We start from the raw sequence: 17120 nt of genomic DNA, 5'->3' as shown, positions 1-17120 counted from the left end.
CCTGCGTGACGCAGGTCTCAGGCTTCTGGATCCTTCGGGGTCTCCGGGAGCACGGGAGCGTCGGCGAGCAGCAGGTACAGCGAACGGCGAGCCTCGGCGAGGATCTTGGCGGCTGCGGTGCGCTGCTCCTCCGAACCGCTGCGGGCCACTTGCCGAGTCGCCGAGTGCAGCTCCTCGAGCAGTGCGCGCAGGTCGGTCCCAGGCTCGGTGCTCGCGAAACCGGCGAACGGGTCGACCGACGTCTCGCGACGCGTCTCGACGTACTCGCGGCCGGCGTCGGTCAGGGTGACGAGCTTGCGGCCGGCCTCTGCGGTCACGGTGACCAGGCCCTCGTCCTCCAGTTGGTTGATGGTCGGGTAGATCGCGCCGGGGCTGGGGGTCCAGCGCCCGTCGCTGCGGTCGGCGATGGCCTGCATCAGCTGGTAGCCGTGCATCGGCTCCTCAGCAAGCAGCATCAGGACGGCTGCCCGAACGTCGCCACGCGGAGCCCGCCCGCGGCCCGGACCACGCCTGGGTCCGCGCTCACCGCGGCCCCTGCGTTCGCCACGCTCGCCACGCTCGCCGCGTTCACGACGTTCGCCGCGTCCGCCGTGCATCGGCATCCCATCGCCCATGCGCGGTCCACCGCGCCGGGGGTGGTGGCCGCGTCGGCGGCCTCGGATTTCGTTGGGGGTGTTCATAGTTTCCTCCTCGATATTCTTCATGACACTAACGATATATCGTTACTGTCTTCAACGCAAGCCCCGTGAATCCGGTGGCGGTGACCACGGATTCGGTGGAGGCTCGGGCGTTATGGATGTCTTCGACGAGCTGATGAGTGAGTTGATGTCGACCGCCGAGCGGTTCGGGCATCGAGAGCACGTTCGGCTGACGTGGCTCGCGGTACGGCGGTGCGGGACGGCCGGCGCGGTGGAGCTGATCAGCGACGGGATCCAGAAGACGGCCCGGTACGCCGGGGCGCCGCAGAAGTACAACGCGACGGTCAGCAGAGCATGGGTCGAGCTGACGGCGTACCACATGCCCGAGGCCGAGACCTTCGACGAGTTGGTGCGGCTGAACCCGGGGCTGCTGGACAAGCGGCTACTGCTCCGCTTCTACAGCTCACGCGCCCTGGCGTCCCCGGCAGCGCGGACCGGATGTGTGGAGCCAGATGTGAAGCCGTTCCCCTTTACTCTGCCCCAAGGGCAGGGGGTGTGATGGTCCGGTGTTGACGATCAGTGAGTTCGGGCGGAGGGCCGGGCTTTCGCACAAGGCACTGCGGTTGTACGACGTGTCGGGGCTACTCGCACCGGCGCAGGTGGACCCGGCGAACGGGTACCGCTTGTACGACGAGGAGCAGTTGGAGCGGGCGCGACGGATCAGTGTGCTGCGGCAGTTGGACATGCCGCTGACTACGATCGCCGAAGTCCTCACCGGGACGGACGAGGACGCGTTGATCCGGCTCGACCGGTGGTGGGCCGCCGAGGAGGCGACCACGGCGTCCCGGCGGGCGACGTTGCAGTACCTGCGGGACCGGCTGTCGCGCTCGGGTACGACGGGGCTCGCGCCGCGACCGGTGCACACCCGGGACGTACCGGCGACGAAGATCGCGTCGATCCGGGCCGACACCAACCAGCAGATGCTGATCGGGGTGATCGTGACGTGCACCGACGAGCTCACGTCGTACCTGCGGGCCGCCGGTGCGACCGCGGACGTCGGGTCGTGGGTGATCTACCACGGTGCGGTGACGCCCGAGGGTGAGGCGACGGTCGAGGTGTGCGTGCCGTTCGAGGGCCTGGTGGACCCGGCCGGCCGGATCGGGATCCGGGTGGAGCCGGCGCACCGGGAGGCGTACTGCACGATCACGATGGACGAGTGCGCCTACCCGCGGATCATGCTCGCGTACGACCTCGTCTTCGACTGGGCGCGAGCGTCCGGAAGCCCCGAAGCGGGTCCGCCGCGGGAGGTCTACCGCCCGGACTGCCACCTCCTCCCCCGCGACGAACCTGCCGTCGACATCGCACTGCCCATTCTCGAGAGGAACCTTTGATGGACTACGCGATTCATACGCGCTTCAGCGATCCCGGCGTACATGCCGGACTGTTCGACGCCCTGCCGGACGGAGTCACCGAGATCGCCGCGGTGGTCCGCAACCTGCTGATCCACTACCGCGGCGGCGGGATCGAGTTCACCGGCGAGCGGCTCGCCGAGATCGACAACCGGTGGGTGTCGGCGATCCTCGCCACGGACCAGAAGCGCAGCGGTACGGCGCTCGCCGTACCGCGCGAGCCGTTCGACCGGGTCGTAGGGTGCTGCCGGGACTACACGCTGCTGTTCGTGTCGGCCCTGCGCCACAAGGGGATCCCGGCCCGCAGCCGGGTCGGATTCGGGAACTACTTCGCCGAAGACTTCAACCCCGACCACGTGGTGGCCGAGTACTGGAACGGCGACCGCTGGGTGATGATCGACGCCCAGATGGATCCGGCCGAACCGAAGTACACCTTCGATGTCTCGGACATGCCGGCCGGGCCGTTCCTGTCGGCGGCCGAGGTCTGGCGCGGGTACCGGTCGGGCGAGCTCGACGGCGATCTGTACGGCGCCGACCCCAACCCGGATGCTCCGCTGAAGCTGCACGGCGGCTGGTTCATCCGCAACTACGTGCACTACCAGCTCGCGCACCTGAACGGCGACGAGCTGCTGCTGTGGGACAACTGGGGCACCATGTCCGACACGCTGGACGGCGCCGACGTCGAGCTCACCGATCGGATCGCCGAGCTGATGGTTGCCTCCGACAACGGAGACGACGCGGCGGCCAAGGAGGTCAACGAGCTGTACCGCACCGATCCTGAACTCACGTTTGCCGGCCGCTCGTTCGTCACCTCACCGGCCGGCGGAGAGTTCGCTTGGAAGGACCTCAGCTAGTCCCGTTCTCGAACCCGGTGCGGAGTTTGTCGAAGAGGTGGTCGACCCGGGCGCGGTGGTCCTCGGCGACCTCGTCGGGGGTTTCGCCGGCCATCAGCCGGCGGGCGGTTCCGGTGAGGACCGTGGTGTAGCCGGAGATCAGGAACGCGGCGAGGAGCGCGGCGTCGCCTTCGAAGGCGGCGGCGGCCAGCTCCTCGACCAGCGTCTGCTGGATCGCGTCCGCGATCTCCCGGGCCCGCGCGATCAACGCCGGCGACGCGGCGACCGTCACGAAGAACGGGACCGATCCGTCCTTGAGCCCCGACAAGGCGTGACGGTCGTCGGCCAGGCCCAGTACGGCCTCCCGAAGCGACGTCAGTACGTCGGCCGACGCCGAGCGCACCGCCGTACGGAGAACCTCGATCGCGTCGTCCGCGCGGTCGAGGAGCAGGTCCTCCTTGCGCGGGAAGTGCTTGAAGACCGTCACGCTCGACACGCCGGCCTCCCGCGCGACCTCGGCGACCGTCACGGCGTCGAACCCGCGCTCCAGGAACAACTGGGTCGCGACGTCCGAGATCCGCGCACGCGTCTGCGGTCCGCCACGGGCTGCGGTTCTGGGCATCTGACCTCACTCTCTTGTGTCACTAAGCTTAGTCACTTAACTTAGTGACATGTCCTTCGATCAGACAACTGTCATAGCAGGCCGGCCCCGGTCGTTGCGGGAGGCCTGGGTCGCGCTGGCGGGATTGTCGGCGGTGTTCCTGTTCGAGATGCTCGACAACTCGATCCTGAACGTCGCGCTACCCACCATCGGGCGCGAGCTGCATGCGTCCACGACCGCGCTGCAGTGGGTCACCGGGGCGTACGCCGTCGTGTTCGGCGGACTGATGCTCGTGTTCGGGGCGATCGCCGACCGGTTCGGGCGGCGGCGGATCATGCTTGCCGGGCTAGCACTGCTAGCTTTTGCGAGCCTTGCGACCGCGTTCGTCACCACGGTCGAGCAGCTGATCGCCGTCCGCGTCGCGATGGGCGTCGCGGCCGCGATGACGACACCGGGGTCGCTCGCGCTGAGCTTCCGGCTGTTCGAGGACGACGGGCTCCGGGTGCGCGCGACCACGCTGATCTCGACCGTGGGACTGGTCGGGCTCGCGTTCGGTCCGACGGCGGGCGGGTTCGTGCTGGCGATCGCGCCATGGCAGGTTCTGCTGCTGGCCAACGTACCGGTCGCGGTGCTGGCGATGATCGGCGTACGACGGGGCGTCTCCCCCGACGTACCGGACGAGCTGCACCGTGATCCGATCGACGTCGCGGGCGCGGTCCTCGGTACGGCGACGATCGTGCTGGCGCTCGTCGCGCCGACGCTGTTCGTCAACGAGGGCGCTGGGTCGTGGAGTCCTTGGTTTGTTTCCGTGCTGGCGGTGATCGGGGCGGTGCTGTTCTACCTGCGCGAGCGTTCAGCGACGTACCCGCTGCTTGATCCTCGGATCGTCGCGCATCCTTTGGTGTCGAGCGGACTTGCTTTCAAGGCTGCGGCCGGTCTGGCGACGGCGGGGCTCGGGTATCTCGTGACGCTGCAACTCCAGCTCGACTGGGGTTGGTCACCCGCGCTCGCCGCGATCGGGATGCTGCCGCAGGTGGTGGTTCTGGTCGCCGGCGGCGCGTTGATCAGACCGTTCGTCGAACGCGTCGGCCTCGAGCGGGCCGCATGGATGAGCGCGGCGGCGGTCGTCTTCGGGCTCGCCGTCTTCGGAGCCCTGAGCCGCTACGGCTACCTGTGGGTCGCGATCGCAATCGTCTTGGTCGCGGCCGGTATGCGCGTCGTCGGAGTAGTTGCCGGAGTCAACGTCCTCCGAGGCCTCCCGAAGAACCGCACCACAATCGGCGCAGCCCTCACCGACACCGCCACCGAGGTAACCTCCGGCGCCGGCATAGCCATCACCGGCACCATCCTCGCCACCCTCTTCACCGGCCCCATCACCACCCCAACCTGGACCCCCCACCAAACCACCCAATTCCACCAGGCCACCACAACAGCCGGCCTCACCCTCACAGCCCTCGCCGCCGCACTGGTTGCTTGGGGCATCCTCAGAACTCGAGCCGCCAAGGCGCATACAAGCTGACCTGCACCATGCGCGTGTCGAGCCACCGGTCGTACGCACAGCCCATTGCGTACTCGTTGCGAGCGATGACCAGGTTCAGTTTGCTCAGCTGAGACCGCTTCACGCTGTACACGGTGACCAGCTCCCGCACCGGCCACGAGTCCCGTGTGTAGGCCTGCAGATAGAAGTCCGGTTCGGTGACGTGCTCCGTGCCACGGCCGAGACGCTTGATGGTCTCGTCGTACGACATGGCGTTCAGCCAGCTACGCCCTGTCGCACCTGGCGTGTTCAGGTGGTTCAACGCGTTGGCGTCCCACTGCGCGCTGCCCTCTTCGTACGTGCACGCGAAGATGACCTGCGCCTCTCCCGGCCGCGGCGGGAACAGGCTCCGATCCGGAGCCTGCAGCCGACGCATTCCGCTCAGCTCCTCGGCATTCGCCCCCGGCGGGATCGGCGTACGCCGCGGCGGGTTCACCGCAGGACTCGACTGCCAACCGGATGGGGTCGCAGTCGCCTGCGCGTACGTCGGACTCAAGTCGTAGGACGCTTCAGCCGTCGTCGGCTCTTCGGTGCCACACCCCGCGAGCAGCAGTACGACACCAGCAATCCCCCAGCCCAGGCGCATGACGACCAACCTACGCCCGAGCAGGCGCACCGGCATCAGCTACAAAAACACCCCCGCCTGGTGAGGCAGGCGGGGGTGTGTCTTTTCTTGGGTTGGCTCAGAATTCTGAGCCGGCGGGGAGGTCGGGGGTGGAGGGGTCGTCGGGGTCGGACGGGCCGGCGGCCAGGCCTAGTTCGGCGACGCTGGCGAGGGCGGGGTGGTTCGGGACGACGCGGACCGTGTAGCCGAAGGGGCCGGTGCGGTCCAGTTTCAGTTCGCCCTCGTACCGGTGCCGGTTGCCCTCGTAGGTCTCGGCCTGCGAGAGCGTGGCGCGGACCGGGTCGGTGATCTCGTCGTTGGCGTCGACACGGCCGTGCAGCACCTCGACGCAGATGTCCGACGGGGCGAGGTCGCCGAGCGCCGCGAAGGCGCGGATCCCGACGGTCGTGCCCAGCTGCGGTACGTCGCCGAGGCCCTGGAGTTCCACGTGGTCGACCCGGATCTGCGGCCACGCCGCGCGGACCTTGTGCTTCCACGCAGCGAGTTCGCGAGCGCCGTCGTACGTCGAGTTCAAGGAACGCGACGACTTCGCGGCCGGCACGTAAAGCTGCTCGACGTAGTCCTTGACCATCCGGGTGGCGAGCACCTTCGGGCCGAGCTCCTTGATCGTGTGCCGCAGCATCTCGATCCAGCGGGTCGGCACGTCACCGTCGTAGAAGCGCGGTGCGACCTGCTTCTCGATCAGGTCGTACAGCGCGTGCGCCTCGAGGTCGTCGCGGCGATCGGTGTCCTCGATCCCCTCGGCGGACGGGATCGCCCAGCCGAACTCGTCGTCGTACCACTCGTCCCACCACCCGTCGCGGATCGACAGGTTGAGGCCGCCGTTCAGCGCGGCCTTCATCCCGGACGTGCCGCACGCCTCGTACGGGCGGAGCGGGTTGTTCAGCCAGACGTCGGTGCCCGGGTACATCGGCCGCGCGAGCGCGATGTCGTAGTCCGGCACGAACACGATCCGGTGCCGCACCTCCGGGTCGTCGGCGAAGCGGACCATCTCCTGGATGAGCTTCTTGCCGCCCTCGTCGTGCGGGTGCGCCTTGCCGGCGATCACGATCTGCACCGGACGCTCCGGGTGCAGCAGCAGCGCCTTCAGCCGCTCCGGGTCGCGCAGCATCAGCGTCAGCCGCTTGTACGACGGAACGCGCCGGGCGAACCCCATGGTCAGGACGTCCGGGTCGAGGATCGAGTCGACCCAGCCGAGCTCGGCCTCGCTGGCGCCGCGGTTGATCCAGGACTGCCGCACCCGCGCACGGGTGTCGTCGATGAACCGCTGCCGGAGCAGTCGCTTGGTCTCCCAGATCTGCGCGTCGGTGGTCTTGTCCAGACCCTCGAACACCGAGTCGCCGTCGGCGGTGTAGTTCGCGTAGGTCAGGTCGTGCACCTCACGCGCCACCCAGGTCGGCGCGTGCACGCCGTTCGTGATCGAGGTGATCGGTACGTCGATCGAGTCGAAGCTCGGCCACAGTCCCGCGAACATCCCGCGGCTGACCACACCGTGCAGCTTCGACACGCCGTTCGCGCGCTGCGCCAGCCGCAGCCCCATGATCGCCATGTTGAACAGCGCCGGGTCGCCGCCCTCGAAGTCCTCGGCGCCGAGCTCGAGGATCCGGTCGACCGGGACCTCCGGGCCGAACACGTCCGGCGAGAAGTGCTGCTGGATCAGCTCCACCGGGAACCGGTCGATACCGGCCGGGACCGGGGTGTGCGTGGTGAACACGGTGCCGCCGCGGTTGACCTCGAGCGCGGTGTCGAAGTCGAGGTCCTTGTCGGCGGCAAGCTCACGGATCCGCTCGATGCCGAGGAAGCCGGCGTGGCCCTCGTTGGTGTGGAACACCTCGGGCGCCGCGTGACCGGTGATCCGGCAGTACGTGCGGACCGCGCGGACACCGCCGACGCCGAGCAGCAGCTCCTGGAGCAGACGGTGCTCGGTCGAACCGCCGTACAGCCGGTCGGTCACCTCGCGCTCCGACGGCTCGTTCTCTTCGATGTCGGAGTCGAGCATCAGCAGCGGCACCCGGCCGACCTGGGCGACCCAGATCTGCGCGTGCAGCTCACGGTTGCCCGGCAGGTTCAGCGTGACGGTCGCGGGTGCGTCACCATCCCGGAGCAGGCTGATCGGCAGCCCGTCCGGGTCCACCAGGGGGTAACGCTCCTGCTGCCAGCCCTCGGCGTTCAGCGACTGCGCGAAGTAACCGTGCCGGTACAGCAGGCCGACGCCGATCAGCGGTACGGCGAGGTCGCTGGCCGCCTTCAGGTGGTCACCGGCAAGGATGCCGAGACCGCCGGAGTACTGCGGCAGCACGTGGGTGATGCCGAACTCCGGCGAGAAGTACGCGACCGCGTCGAGCGGCGAGCCGCCCGCGGTCTGGAACCACCGGTCTTCGGTCACGTAGCTGTCCAGGTCGGCTACCGCAAGTTCCAGCCGGCGAAGGAAAGCGTTGTCGTTGGCCAGCTCGTCGAGCCGGGCCGCCGGGACCTCGCCGAGCAGCTTGACCGGGTCACCGCCGGTGCTCCGCCACAGCTGCGGGTCGACGGCCTCGAAGACGTCCTGCGTCTCCGGGTGCCAGGCCCAGCGGAGGTTGTTCACCAGGGTGCCCAGGCCGGTCAGCGGCTCGGGCAGGACAGGGCGGACGGAGAATCGTCGTATCGCTCGCACCGGGACACCGTACCGGCCCAGGGGCCGCAGAACACCTTCGGGATGCATCGATCTTGCAACGCGAGCAAGAATTTGCAGCTCTGCATGTCACGGACGGCTAGTGGGAACCGATAACGTCAGCACTGTCGTTCTCGACGTAGTTACCCACCCCGCCAGATCCGAAGCACCACGTTACGGAAAGCGAAGGTCTGTCTACGCCATGACTGGGCGCATCCCGATCACCGATGTCACCCCGACCGTCGACGCCGGAGCCTATCCGGCGAAGTCCGCGGTCGGCGAGACGTTCACCATCGCGGCCACGGTCTTCCGGGAAGGCCATGACGCGGTGAACGCGAACGTCGTACTGACCTCGCCGTCGGGACAGACCAGACGGATGCTGATGGCCCCTGTCGGTCAGGGCACCGACCGCTGGACCGTCGACGTGACCCTGCAGGAGCAGGGCGCGTGGACGTTCGCGGTCGAGGGCTGGAGCGACCCGTACGGGACCTGGCGGCACAACGCCGAGATCAAGATCCCGGCCGGCCTCGACGTCGACCTGATGTTCGCCGAGGGCGCCGCGTTCTTCGACCGCGCGGCCGCCGGCGTACCACCCGCCGTACGGGCGGACCGCGGCACGCTGAGCGATGCGGCGCACGCCTTGGCGAACGGCGCACTGCCGCCGGAGGCACGGCTGGCCGCGGGCATCTCCCCGCAGGTACGGGCGGCCCTCGGTCGGTACCCGGTGCGTGAGCTGATCACGTCGTCCGAGACGTACCCGGTGTGGGTCGACCGGACCCGCGCGCTGTACGGCAGCTGGTACGAGTTCTTCCCGCGCTCCGAAGGTGCGCGGTACGACGAAGAGGCCGGCGAGTGGAAGTCGGGGACCTTCCGGACCGCCGCACTGCGGCTCGAAGCGGTCGCGAAAATGGGCTTCGACATCCTGTACGTGCCGCCGATCCACCCGATCGGCCACTCGTTCCGCAAGGGCCCGAACAACACCCTCGACCCGAAGCCGGGCGACCCGGGCTCGACCTGGGCGATCGGTTCCGAGGACGGCGGCCACGACGCGATCCACCCGGAGCTCGGCACGTTCGAGGACTTCGAGTACTTCGTCGGCCGGGCCCGCGAGGTCGGCCTCGAGGTCGCCATCGACCTCGCCCTGCAGGCGTCGCCGGACCACCCGTGGGTGAAGGACCACCCGAAGTGGTTCTCCGAGCGCGCCGACGGCTCGATCGCGTACGCCGAGAACCCGCCGAAGAAGTACCAGGACATCTACCCGATCAACTTCGACAACGACCCCGAAGGCATCTACGCCGAAGTCCTGCGGATCGTCCGGCTGTGGATCTCCAAGGGCGTCACGGTGTTCCGGGTCGACAACCCGCACACCAAGCCGGTCAACTTCTGGGAGTACCTGCTCGGCGAGATCCGCAAGACCGACCCGGACGTCGTGTTCCTGTCCGAGGCGTTCACCCGGCGGCCGATGATGCAGGAGCTCGCGAAGGTCGGGTTCCACCAGTCGTACACGTACTTCACCTGGCGCAACGAGAAGTGGGAGCTCGAGGAGTACCTCACGGAGCTCACCAAGGAGACCGGCCACTTCCTGCGGCCGAACTTCTTCGTCAACACGCCGGACATCCTCACCGCCTACCTGCAGTACGGCGGTCCCGGCGCGTTCAAGATCCGCGCCGCGATCGCGTCGACGTCGTCACCGGCCTGGGGCGTGTACGCCGGGTACGAACTGTTCGAGCACGTCGCGCTCCGGCCCGGCTCGGAGGAGTACCTCGACACCGAGAAGTTCCAGCTCCGCCCCCGGGACTGGGAGGCCGCGGAACGTGAGGGGCGCACGCTGGCGCCGTACCTGACGCTGCTGAACAACATCCGTCGCCGCCACCCGTCCCTGCAGCAACTGCGCAACCTGACGCTGCACTCGGTCGACGACGAAGCGATCATGTGCTACTCCAAGCGCTCCACCGCCCCCGACGGCCACAGCGACACCGTCATCGTCGTCGTCAACACCGACCCGCACTCCGTCCGCGAGTCGATGGTCCACCTCGACATGCCCGCCCTCGGCATGCGCCCCGAGGACACCTTCACGGTGTACGACGAAATCACCGGCGCAACGTGGCGCTGGGGCCAACAGAACTACGTCAAACTCGACCCCAACGGCGAACCCGCCCACATCCTCGCCGTACGCCGCGGCCAAGCCTGACCCCTCCGTTACGTCCGAGAACCGAGGGCTATAGCGCACGGTTCTTCGGACGTAACACCTCAGAGCGGGACGGTTTCGGGGTACTTGAGGCCGGCACCCGTGTTCAGGGCGACCACCTGGTCGTCGGCGTGGAGCCAGCCGGACTCGCGGAGTTGGCGGATGGCGGCGAAGTTGGCGGCGCCTTCGGGGCAGGTGAAGGTGCCTTCGAGGCGGGCGGCCAGGTGTTGTTCGGTGAGGATGTCTTCGTCGTCTACGGCGATTGCGCAGCCGTTGGTTTCGGTGATGGCTTGGAGGACGAGGAAGTCGCCGAGGGCCTTGGGGACGGTGATGCCGAAGGCAACCGTGTTCGCGTCGGGCCACGGCTCGCTCTCCACAAGGCCTTTCTCCCAGGCGCGGACGATCGGTGCGCAGCCGGTCGACTGGACGGCGACGAGGCGCGGGAGGGGCCCGGAGATCCAGCCGAGGTCGCGGAGTTCGTTCAGGGCCTTCCAGATGCCGATGATGCCGACGCCGCCGCCGGTCGGGTAGACGATCACATCCGGCAAGGACCACCCGAGTTGCTCGGCGATCTCGAGGCCCATCGTCTTCTTGCCCTCGATCCGGTACGGCTCCTTCAACGTCGAAGCGTCGAAATAGCCGGGCTGCGAGCGGATGTACGCCGCCGCGTCCCCGATCAGCCCGTCGATCAACTGGAGCCGCGCGCCGACCGCGGTCACCTCGCGCCGGCAGATCTCCGGCGCGGCGACCGGCATCGCGATCAGCGCCTCCATGCCGGCGCGGGCGGCGTACGCGGCCCAGGCCGACCCGGCGTTGCCGTTGGTCGGCATCGCGATCTTCCGGACGCCGACCTCGTACGCGCGGGACACCCCGACGGCCGCACCGCGCGCCTTGAACGTCCCGGTCGGGATCAGCCCCTCGTCCTTCATCAGCAGGCGATCCACCCCGAGCTCAGCGCCGTACCGAGGCATCGGCAGGAGCGGCGTCATCCCCTCCCCCAACGTCACCACGTTCTCCGGGGAGCGGACCGGCAACAGCTCGTGATACCGCCACAGATCAGGCGACCGCGAGGCCAGATCTTCCTTACGAAGAACAGGTACGTCGTACCGCGCGAGCAGCGGCGATCCGCACGGGCACAGGCCGATGATCTGGTCGGCGTCGTGGGTGGCGCCACAGCGAGGACATTCGAGATGACTGAGCGCGGAGAAGGTCACGGGAACAGAAACTACCCCGCACGCAGATCGGTGATCATCGGGCGCTGGTGATCGGTGAGCCGGAAGCCGATCCCGCGGACGGCGTCGATGGTGACCGTCGTACCGAGGTCGTCGAGTTTGCGGCGCAGGCGTTTCACCACCGAGTGCACGTCGGCCGTGCCGCGGATGTTCCGGTCCCGCCACACGGTCTGGTGCAGAGCGTCGTACGACCAGACCCGTAGCGGCGTGGACATCAGCCGACTGAGCAACTCCTGTTCGAGCTCGGTCAGCTGGATCTCGCGGCCGCGCCAGAGCGCGACCGAGCGCGCCTGGTCGATGGTGAGTACGTCGGCCTCGGGGTGCTCGCCGGTGGCCCGGACGGCGGTGGTCTCGACCGCGTCGGGCTCCGGCGGCTCGGGCTGCCCCGGTGCGGACGGCGGTGGTTGCTGCGCGGGAACCAGCAGTCGGCGCAGTTCGTCGAGGCTGGAGACGAGCAGCAGCGGTGCGACGTCGTCGACGAGTTCGGCGAGTTGGACGCGCTGTTCGGGCGAGGCCGCGACCGCTATCAGCAGCGGGAAGGACTCGGTCAGATCGGCGTCCGCTGGGGCGGGGACACGGGCGGTGACCATCTGATCACGATGTCAATACCTGCCTCGGATCGTCAACGGAATGCCAACGTTTGCCCAGGTTGCCTCGATCGGCGCGACAGCTAGTCACAAGTTGCTCACCAAGTGTGCTTGTTACCACGTTGTTCTGACACATAAAGTCCACGACAGGCTTGCGGTGTCACATGCCGCGACCTGGGGGGCACGGTGCGTTTCGGACGCGCCCTCCTGCAGCAATGACTCGGGGGAGTCGACTCGGGGTCGTTCAAGTGAGGGGCTGCAGAGATGTCACATCAACGAAAGGGACTCGCCAGATCACTGGTGGGTGCCCTCGCGACGGTGGCAGTCGTCGCAACCAGCCTGGCCGCCGCCGGCCAGGCCCAGGCTTCACCGCCCACCAAGCCGGAGGCCACACCGGCCTCCAAGATCAAGCCAGAGCTGATGGAGAAGCTGGACGGCAAGGACGCCAAGTCCGCGACGGACTACTGGGTCCGGTTCGCGGCCAAGGCCGACCTGACCGCCGCCGGCAAGATCAGCAACTGGAACGAGCGCGGCACCGCCGTGGCCGCGGCGCTGAAGAAGGCCGCCGCGGACAGCCAGGCGAAGATCCGCGCCGAGCTGGACGCGCAGCACGTGAAGTACCAGTCCTTCTGGGGCACGAACGCGATCCGCATCGAGAGCGGCTCGCTCGAACTCGCCCAGAACCTGGCCGGTCACACCGAGGTCGAAGGTCTGTACGCGCCCGTACAGATCGAGGTACCGAAGGTCACGCCGGGCCAGCAGGAGAAGGCGATCCAGGCCGTCGAGTGGGGTGTCGCCAACATCAAGGCGAACCAGGTCTGGTCGCAGTACGGCGACAAGGGTGAGGGCATCGTCGTCGCCAACATCGACACCGGTGTGCAGTACGACCACCCGGCGCTGGTGAACCAGTACCGCGGCAACAACGGTGACGGCACCTTCAACCACAACTACAACTGGTTCGACGCGGCCGGCACCTCGCCGAACGCACCGTCCGACGGCAACGGCCACGGCACCCACACGATGGGCACCATGGTCGGCGACGACGGCGCGGGCAACCAGATCGGTGTCGCCCCGGGCGTGAAGTGGATCGCCGCGAACGGCTGCTGCCCGAGCGACGCCGCGCTGATCTCGTCCGGCCAGTGGATGCTCGAGCCGACCGACCTCGCCGGGCAGAACCCGGACGCGAGCAAGCGGCCGAACGTCATCAACAACTCGTGGGGCTCCACGCTGCCGTCGAACGACCCGTTCATGGAGGACATCACCCTGGCCTGGACCGCGTCCGGGATCTTCGGGACGTTCGCCAACGGCAACAGCGGTGAGGGCGGCTGCAACACGTCCGGCTCACCGGGCAGCCTGACGAGCAACTACTCGGCCGGCGCCTACGACATCAACAACAACATCGCGTCGTTCTCCGGCCGCGGCGTGGGGCAGAACGGCACCATCAAGCCGAACATCTCGGCCCCGGGTGTCAACGTCCGCTCCAGCCTGCCGGGCAACACGTACGGCGCCTTCAACGGTACGTCGATGGCGACGCCGCACCTGACGGCCGCGATCGCGCTGCTGTGGTCGGCCTCGCCGTCCCTCAAGGGTGACGTCGCGGCGACGCGGGCGCTGCTGAACTCGACCGCGATCGACGCGCCGAACAGCCAGTGCGGCGGCACCGACGCGAACAACAACGTCTTCGGTCAGGGCCGTCTGGACGCGCTGGCGCTCCTGAACGCGGCGCCGATCGGCGACACCGGCACTCTCGCCGGCACTGTCACCGCCGCCACCGGTGGTGCGGCGCTCGCCGGCGCCAGCGTGACGGTGCAGGCGGCGGGCCAGCCCGACAAGACGCTGACCACCAGCAGCAACGGCACGTTCTCGTCCGTCCTGCCGGCCGGCGACTACAACCTGACGGTCGCGTCGTTCGGTTACGCGACGCAGACCGCCACCGCCACCATCACCACGGGTCAGACGACCACCAAGGACTTCGCTCTGGTGAGCACTCCGCAGGTGAGCGTCGGCGGCACCATCACGGACGGCTCCGGCCACGGCTGGCCGCTGTACGCGAAGGTGTCGGTCGAGGGTCCGGGTGGCGTGTTCGACTACACGACCCCGAGCAACGGCCGGTACAGCCTCAAGGTCCCGTCCGGTGCGGCGTACTCGCTCAAGGTCGAGTCGAAGTACCCGGGTTACCAGACCGTCAGCCAGCCGATTACGGTCGGTACGGGCAACCTGACGAAGAACATCGCCGTACCGGCCGACGGCACCTCGTGCAGCACCGCGCCCGGGTACAAGTGGGGCTCGGACGGCGTGTACGAGACCTTCGACTCCGGGGCCGCGCCGAGCGGCTGGACCGTCGTCGACAACAAGGGCAACGGTCAGGTCTGGAAGTTCGACGACCCGGGCAACCGGGGCAACCTGGCCGGTGGCAGCGGCAAGTTCGCGATCATCGACAGTGACAAGTACGGCGGTGGCGGGTCCCAGGACACGTCGCTGGTCAGCCCGGTCGTGGACCTGACCTCGGTCACCGCTCCGGTGATCCGGTTCAACCAGGACCTGAACTACCTCGGCGGCGAGAAGGGCGACGTCGACCTGTCGATCGACGGCGGCGCCACCTGGAGCAACGTGCTCACGCAGTCCGTCGACGCCCGCGGCGTCAAGGAGATCGCGATCCCGCAGGCGGCCGGCAAGAACGCGGTCCAGGTGCGGTTCCACTACTACAACGCGTCGTACGAATGGTGGTGGCAGGTCGACAACGTCCTCGTCGGCAGCCAGATCACCTGTGTGCCGACCGGCGGCGGCCTCGTCGTCGGGAATGTCAAGGACGCCAACACGGGCGGTTTCGTGAACGGTGCGGTCGTCACCCGTGACGGCAGCAGCGAGTCCGCCACGACCGTCGCGACGCCGGAGGACACCGGTCTGAACGACGGCTTCTACTGGCTGTACTCGTCCGTCGACGGCGACCAGGGCTTCACCGCCAAGGCCGGCAACTACGTCAGCTCGACCGCGACCGTCGGGGTCGAGGCCGACTGGACGACCACGGCCGACTACACGCTGAAGGCCGGCCAGCTGGCCGTCACGCCGGGCAGTGTCACCGGCAACCTGAAGCTGCCGACCGGCAAGGTGACCAAGTCGTTCAAGGTCACGAACACCGGCGGCGCGCCCGTCGAGGTGAAGTTCGGTGAGAAGGACAGCGGTTTCGTCCTGCAGAACGCGAACGGCAGCACGACGACCAAGGCCCAGGTGGAGAACGGGCCCGGCGCACCGCTGCAGCGGCTCGCCGTGGACACCTCGTTCGCCCGGATGCTGACCGGGAAGACCGGTGCGGCGCCGGCCGTCGCGAAGCCGCAGGCGGCTCCGTGGGCCGACATCGCCGACTACCCCGCGTCCGTGATGGACAACCGGGTGGTCAGCCTCGAGGGCAAGACCTACTCGATTGCCGGTGGCAACGGTAGTGCGTCGACCGGGAACAGCTACGTGTACGACCCGGCCACGCTCGCCTGGACCGCGATCGCCCCGCTTCCGGGTGCTCGCAACGCCATCAGCGTCGGTGTGATCGGCGGCAAGATCATCGCCAGCTCCGGCTGGGGAGCAGCGGGCCCGGCGCCGGAGACCTGGTCGTACGACCCGGCCGCCAACGCCTGGACCGCACTGGCCGCCAACCCGGCCCCGCGGGCCGCGGCCGGTCAGGCCGTGCTCGACGGCAAGCTGTACGCCGTCGGCGGGTGCACCACCTCCAGCTGTCTGCCGATGAGCAACACGGTCGTCCGGTACGACGCCGCGGCGAACGCCTGGGAGACGCTGGCGAACTACCCGCAGTCGGTCGCGTTCGCGTCCTGCGGTGCCATCGACGGCAAGCTGTACTGCGCCGGTGGCAACGACGGCACGAACTCGCTGAAGGCGGCGTACGTGTACGACCCGGGAGCCGACTCCTGGACCGCGATCGCGGACGCTCCGGCCGACCACTGGGCGGCGTCGTACGCCGTCGCGGGCGGGAAGCTGCTGATCGTCGGCGGTGTCCAGGCCGGTGCGGTCACCAACGCTGGGTTCTCGTACGACCCGTCGTCCGAGAGCTGGACCGCACTGCCGAACGCCAACCTGCCGCGGTACCGCGGTGGCGCGGCGTGTGGCTTCTACAAGATCGGCGGCTCGTCCGGCAGCTTCAACGCGACAGTGGACAGTGAGGCCCTGCCGGGTCTCGAGGACTGCTCCGAGTCGTCGGCTGACGTGAGCTGGCTGTCCATCGACCAGACCGAGGCCACCCTGGCCCCGGGACAGTCGACGACCGTCAAGGTCACGCTCACCGCGAGCGTCGACCAGCCCGGCACCTACAGCGGTGCCGTGACGATCGGCGAGAACACGCCGTACTCCGTCCCGGCCGTCGGTGTGACGATGACCGTCACCCCGCCGACCACCTGGAGCAAGCTGCAGGGCACCGTCACGGGCGTCAGCTCGTCCGGCGCCTCCGCCGCCCTCCCGGGCGCGATCGTCCAGGTGGACTCGTGGGCGCAGTCCTACACGTTCATCACCGACAAGGACGGTAAGTACGCGTACTGGCTCGACCGCCGCAACAACCCGCTCACCCTGATCGCCGCGAAGGACGGCTACAAGCCCCAGACCCGCACCACCAAGCTGGTCGCCGGCTCCCCCGTCACCGAAGACTTCGCCCTGAAGTCGATCAAGTAAGCGAGTAACGAACTCGGCCCCCGGACCATCTGGTCCGGGGGCCGAGCCCTTTTGCCGTGGGATGGGGAATCCAACGCACCTGAAATGACAGGCAGGAGTCCCCAACCGAGTTGTCCACAGGGGAAGACGCGGGGGCGAATTGGGGGTGG

General features: G+C 68.4%; 12 protein-coding genes. 6 read left to right on the top strand and 6 right to left on the bottom strand.

Annotated features, from left to right (window positions below; translation table 11 throughout):
- Window positions 1–17: 17 nt before the first annotated feature.
- Window positions 18–455, bottom strand: a complete 438-nt coding sequence (locus tag E0H92_RS29770) for a PadR family transcriptional regulator (RefSeq protein ID WP_202873904.1) — start codon at window positions 453–455, stop codon at window positions 18–20.
- Window positions 456–792: 337 nt separating this feature from the next.
- Here E0H92_RS29770 and E0H92_RS29765 point away from each other — a divergent pair, with 337 nt between their 5' ends.
- From E0H92_RS29765 to E0H92_RS29755, 3 genes are read left to right on the top strand one after another with little or no spacing between them, the layout of a single operon-like run.
- A complete protein-coding gene (locus E0H92_RS29765) occupies window positions 793–1197 on the top strand; it encodes a hypothetical protein (protein ID WP_202873903.1) in 405 nt (134 codons plus the stop codon).
- A 7-nt stretch (window positions 1198–1204) separates the two neighbouring features.
- Window positions 1205–2029: a MerR family transcriptional regulator gene (locus tag E0H92_RS29760; protein ID WP_131498600.1), complete on the top strand. Its 825-nt coding sequence runs from the start codon at window positions 1205–1207 to the stop codon at window positions 2027–2029.
- On the top strand, window positions 2029–2901 hold the full coding sequence (locus E0H92_RS29755) for a transglutaminase-like domain-containing protein (protein WP_131498599.1): 873 nt from the start codon (window positions 2029–2031) through the stop codon (window positions 2899–2901). Before E0H92_RS29760 ends, E0H92_RS29755 begins: the two co-directional genes overlap by 1 nt.
- Here the strand turns inward: E0H92_RS29755 and E0H92_RS29750 are convergent.
- Entirely contained in the window at window positions 2894–3502 is a 609-nt protein-coding gene (locus E0H92_RS29750) for a TetR/AcrR family transcriptional regulator (protein WP_131498598.1), read from the bottom strand. The two genes, E0H92_RS29755 and E0H92_RS29750, sit on opposite strands and share 8 nt — an antisense overlap.
- Window positions 3503–3551: 49 nt before the next feature.
- Between E0H92_RS29750 and E0H92_RS29745 the strand changes: the two genes are divergently transcribed.
- A complete protein-coding gene (locus E0H92_RS29745) occupies window positions 3552–5000 on the top strand; it encodes an MFS transporter (protein ID WP_131498597.1) in 1449 nt (482 codons plus the stop codon).
- On the opposite strand, the gene E0H92_RS29740 is transcribed toward E0H92_RS29745, so the two are convergent.
- Both E0H92_RS29740 and glgP read right to left on the bottom strand, forming a co-directional pair.
- A complete protein-coding gene (locus E0H92_RS29740) occupies window positions 4966–5604 on the bottom strand; it encodes a hypothetical protein (RefSeq protein ID WP_131498596.1) in 639 nt (212 codons plus the stop codon). The two genes, E0H92_RS29745 and E0H92_RS29740, sit on opposite strands and share 35 nt — an antisense overlap.
- A gap of 97 nt (window positions 5605–5701) precedes the next feature.
- On the bottom strand, window positions 5702–8296 hold the full coding sequence (gene glgP, locus E0H92_RS29735) for an alpha-glucan family phosphorylase (protein WP_131498595.1): 2595 nt from the start codon (window positions 8294–8296) through the stop codon (window positions 5702–5704).
- 199 nt (window positions 8297–8495) lie between these two features.
- On the opposite strand from glgP, the gene E0H92_RS29730 reads away from it, so the two are divergent.
- A complete protein-coding gene (locus E0H92_RS29730; protein WP_131498594.1) occupies window positions 8496–10484 on the top strand; it encodes an alpha-1,4-glucan--maltose-1-phosphate maltosyltransferase in 1989 nt (662 codons plus the stop codon).
- A gap of 59 nt (window positions 10485–10543) precedes the next feature.
- On the opposite strand, the gene E0H92_RS29725 is transcribed toward E0H92_RS29730, so the two are convergent.
- Window positions 10544–11695 carry a threonine synthase gene (locus E0H92_RS29725; RefSeq protein WP_131498593.1) on the bottom strand — a complete coding sequence of 384 codons (1152 nt, stop codon included), beginning with the start codon at window positions 11693–11695 and terminating at the stop codon, window positions 10544–10546.
- Window positions 11696–11706: 11 nt separating this feature from the next.
- Window positions 11707–12303: a winged helix-turn-helix domain-containing protein gene (locus tag E0H92_RS29720; RefSeq protein ID WP_131463681.1), complete on the bottom strand. Its 597-nt coding sequence runs from the start codon at window positions 12301–12303 to the stop codon at window positions 11707–11709.
- A gap of 315 nt (window positions 12304–12618) precedes the next feature.
- Between E0H92_RS29720 and E0H92_RS29715 the strand changes: the two genes are divergently transcribed.
- Complete coding sequence (locus tag E0H92_RS29715; RefSeq protein ID WP_238152879.1) at window positions 12619–16971, top strand: S8 family serine peptidase; 4353 nt, start codon at window positions 12619–12621, stop codon at window positions 16969–16971.
- Window positions 16972–17120 lie beyond the last annotated feature (149 nt).

Origin of the sequence: Kribbella speibonae (assembly GCF_004331375.1) — a bacterium.
GTDB lineage: Bacteria > Actinomycetota > Actinomycetes > Propionibacteriales > Kribbellaceae > Kribbella > Kribbella sindirgiensis.
This window is presented reverse-complemented; position numbering and strand designations above follow the sequence as displayed.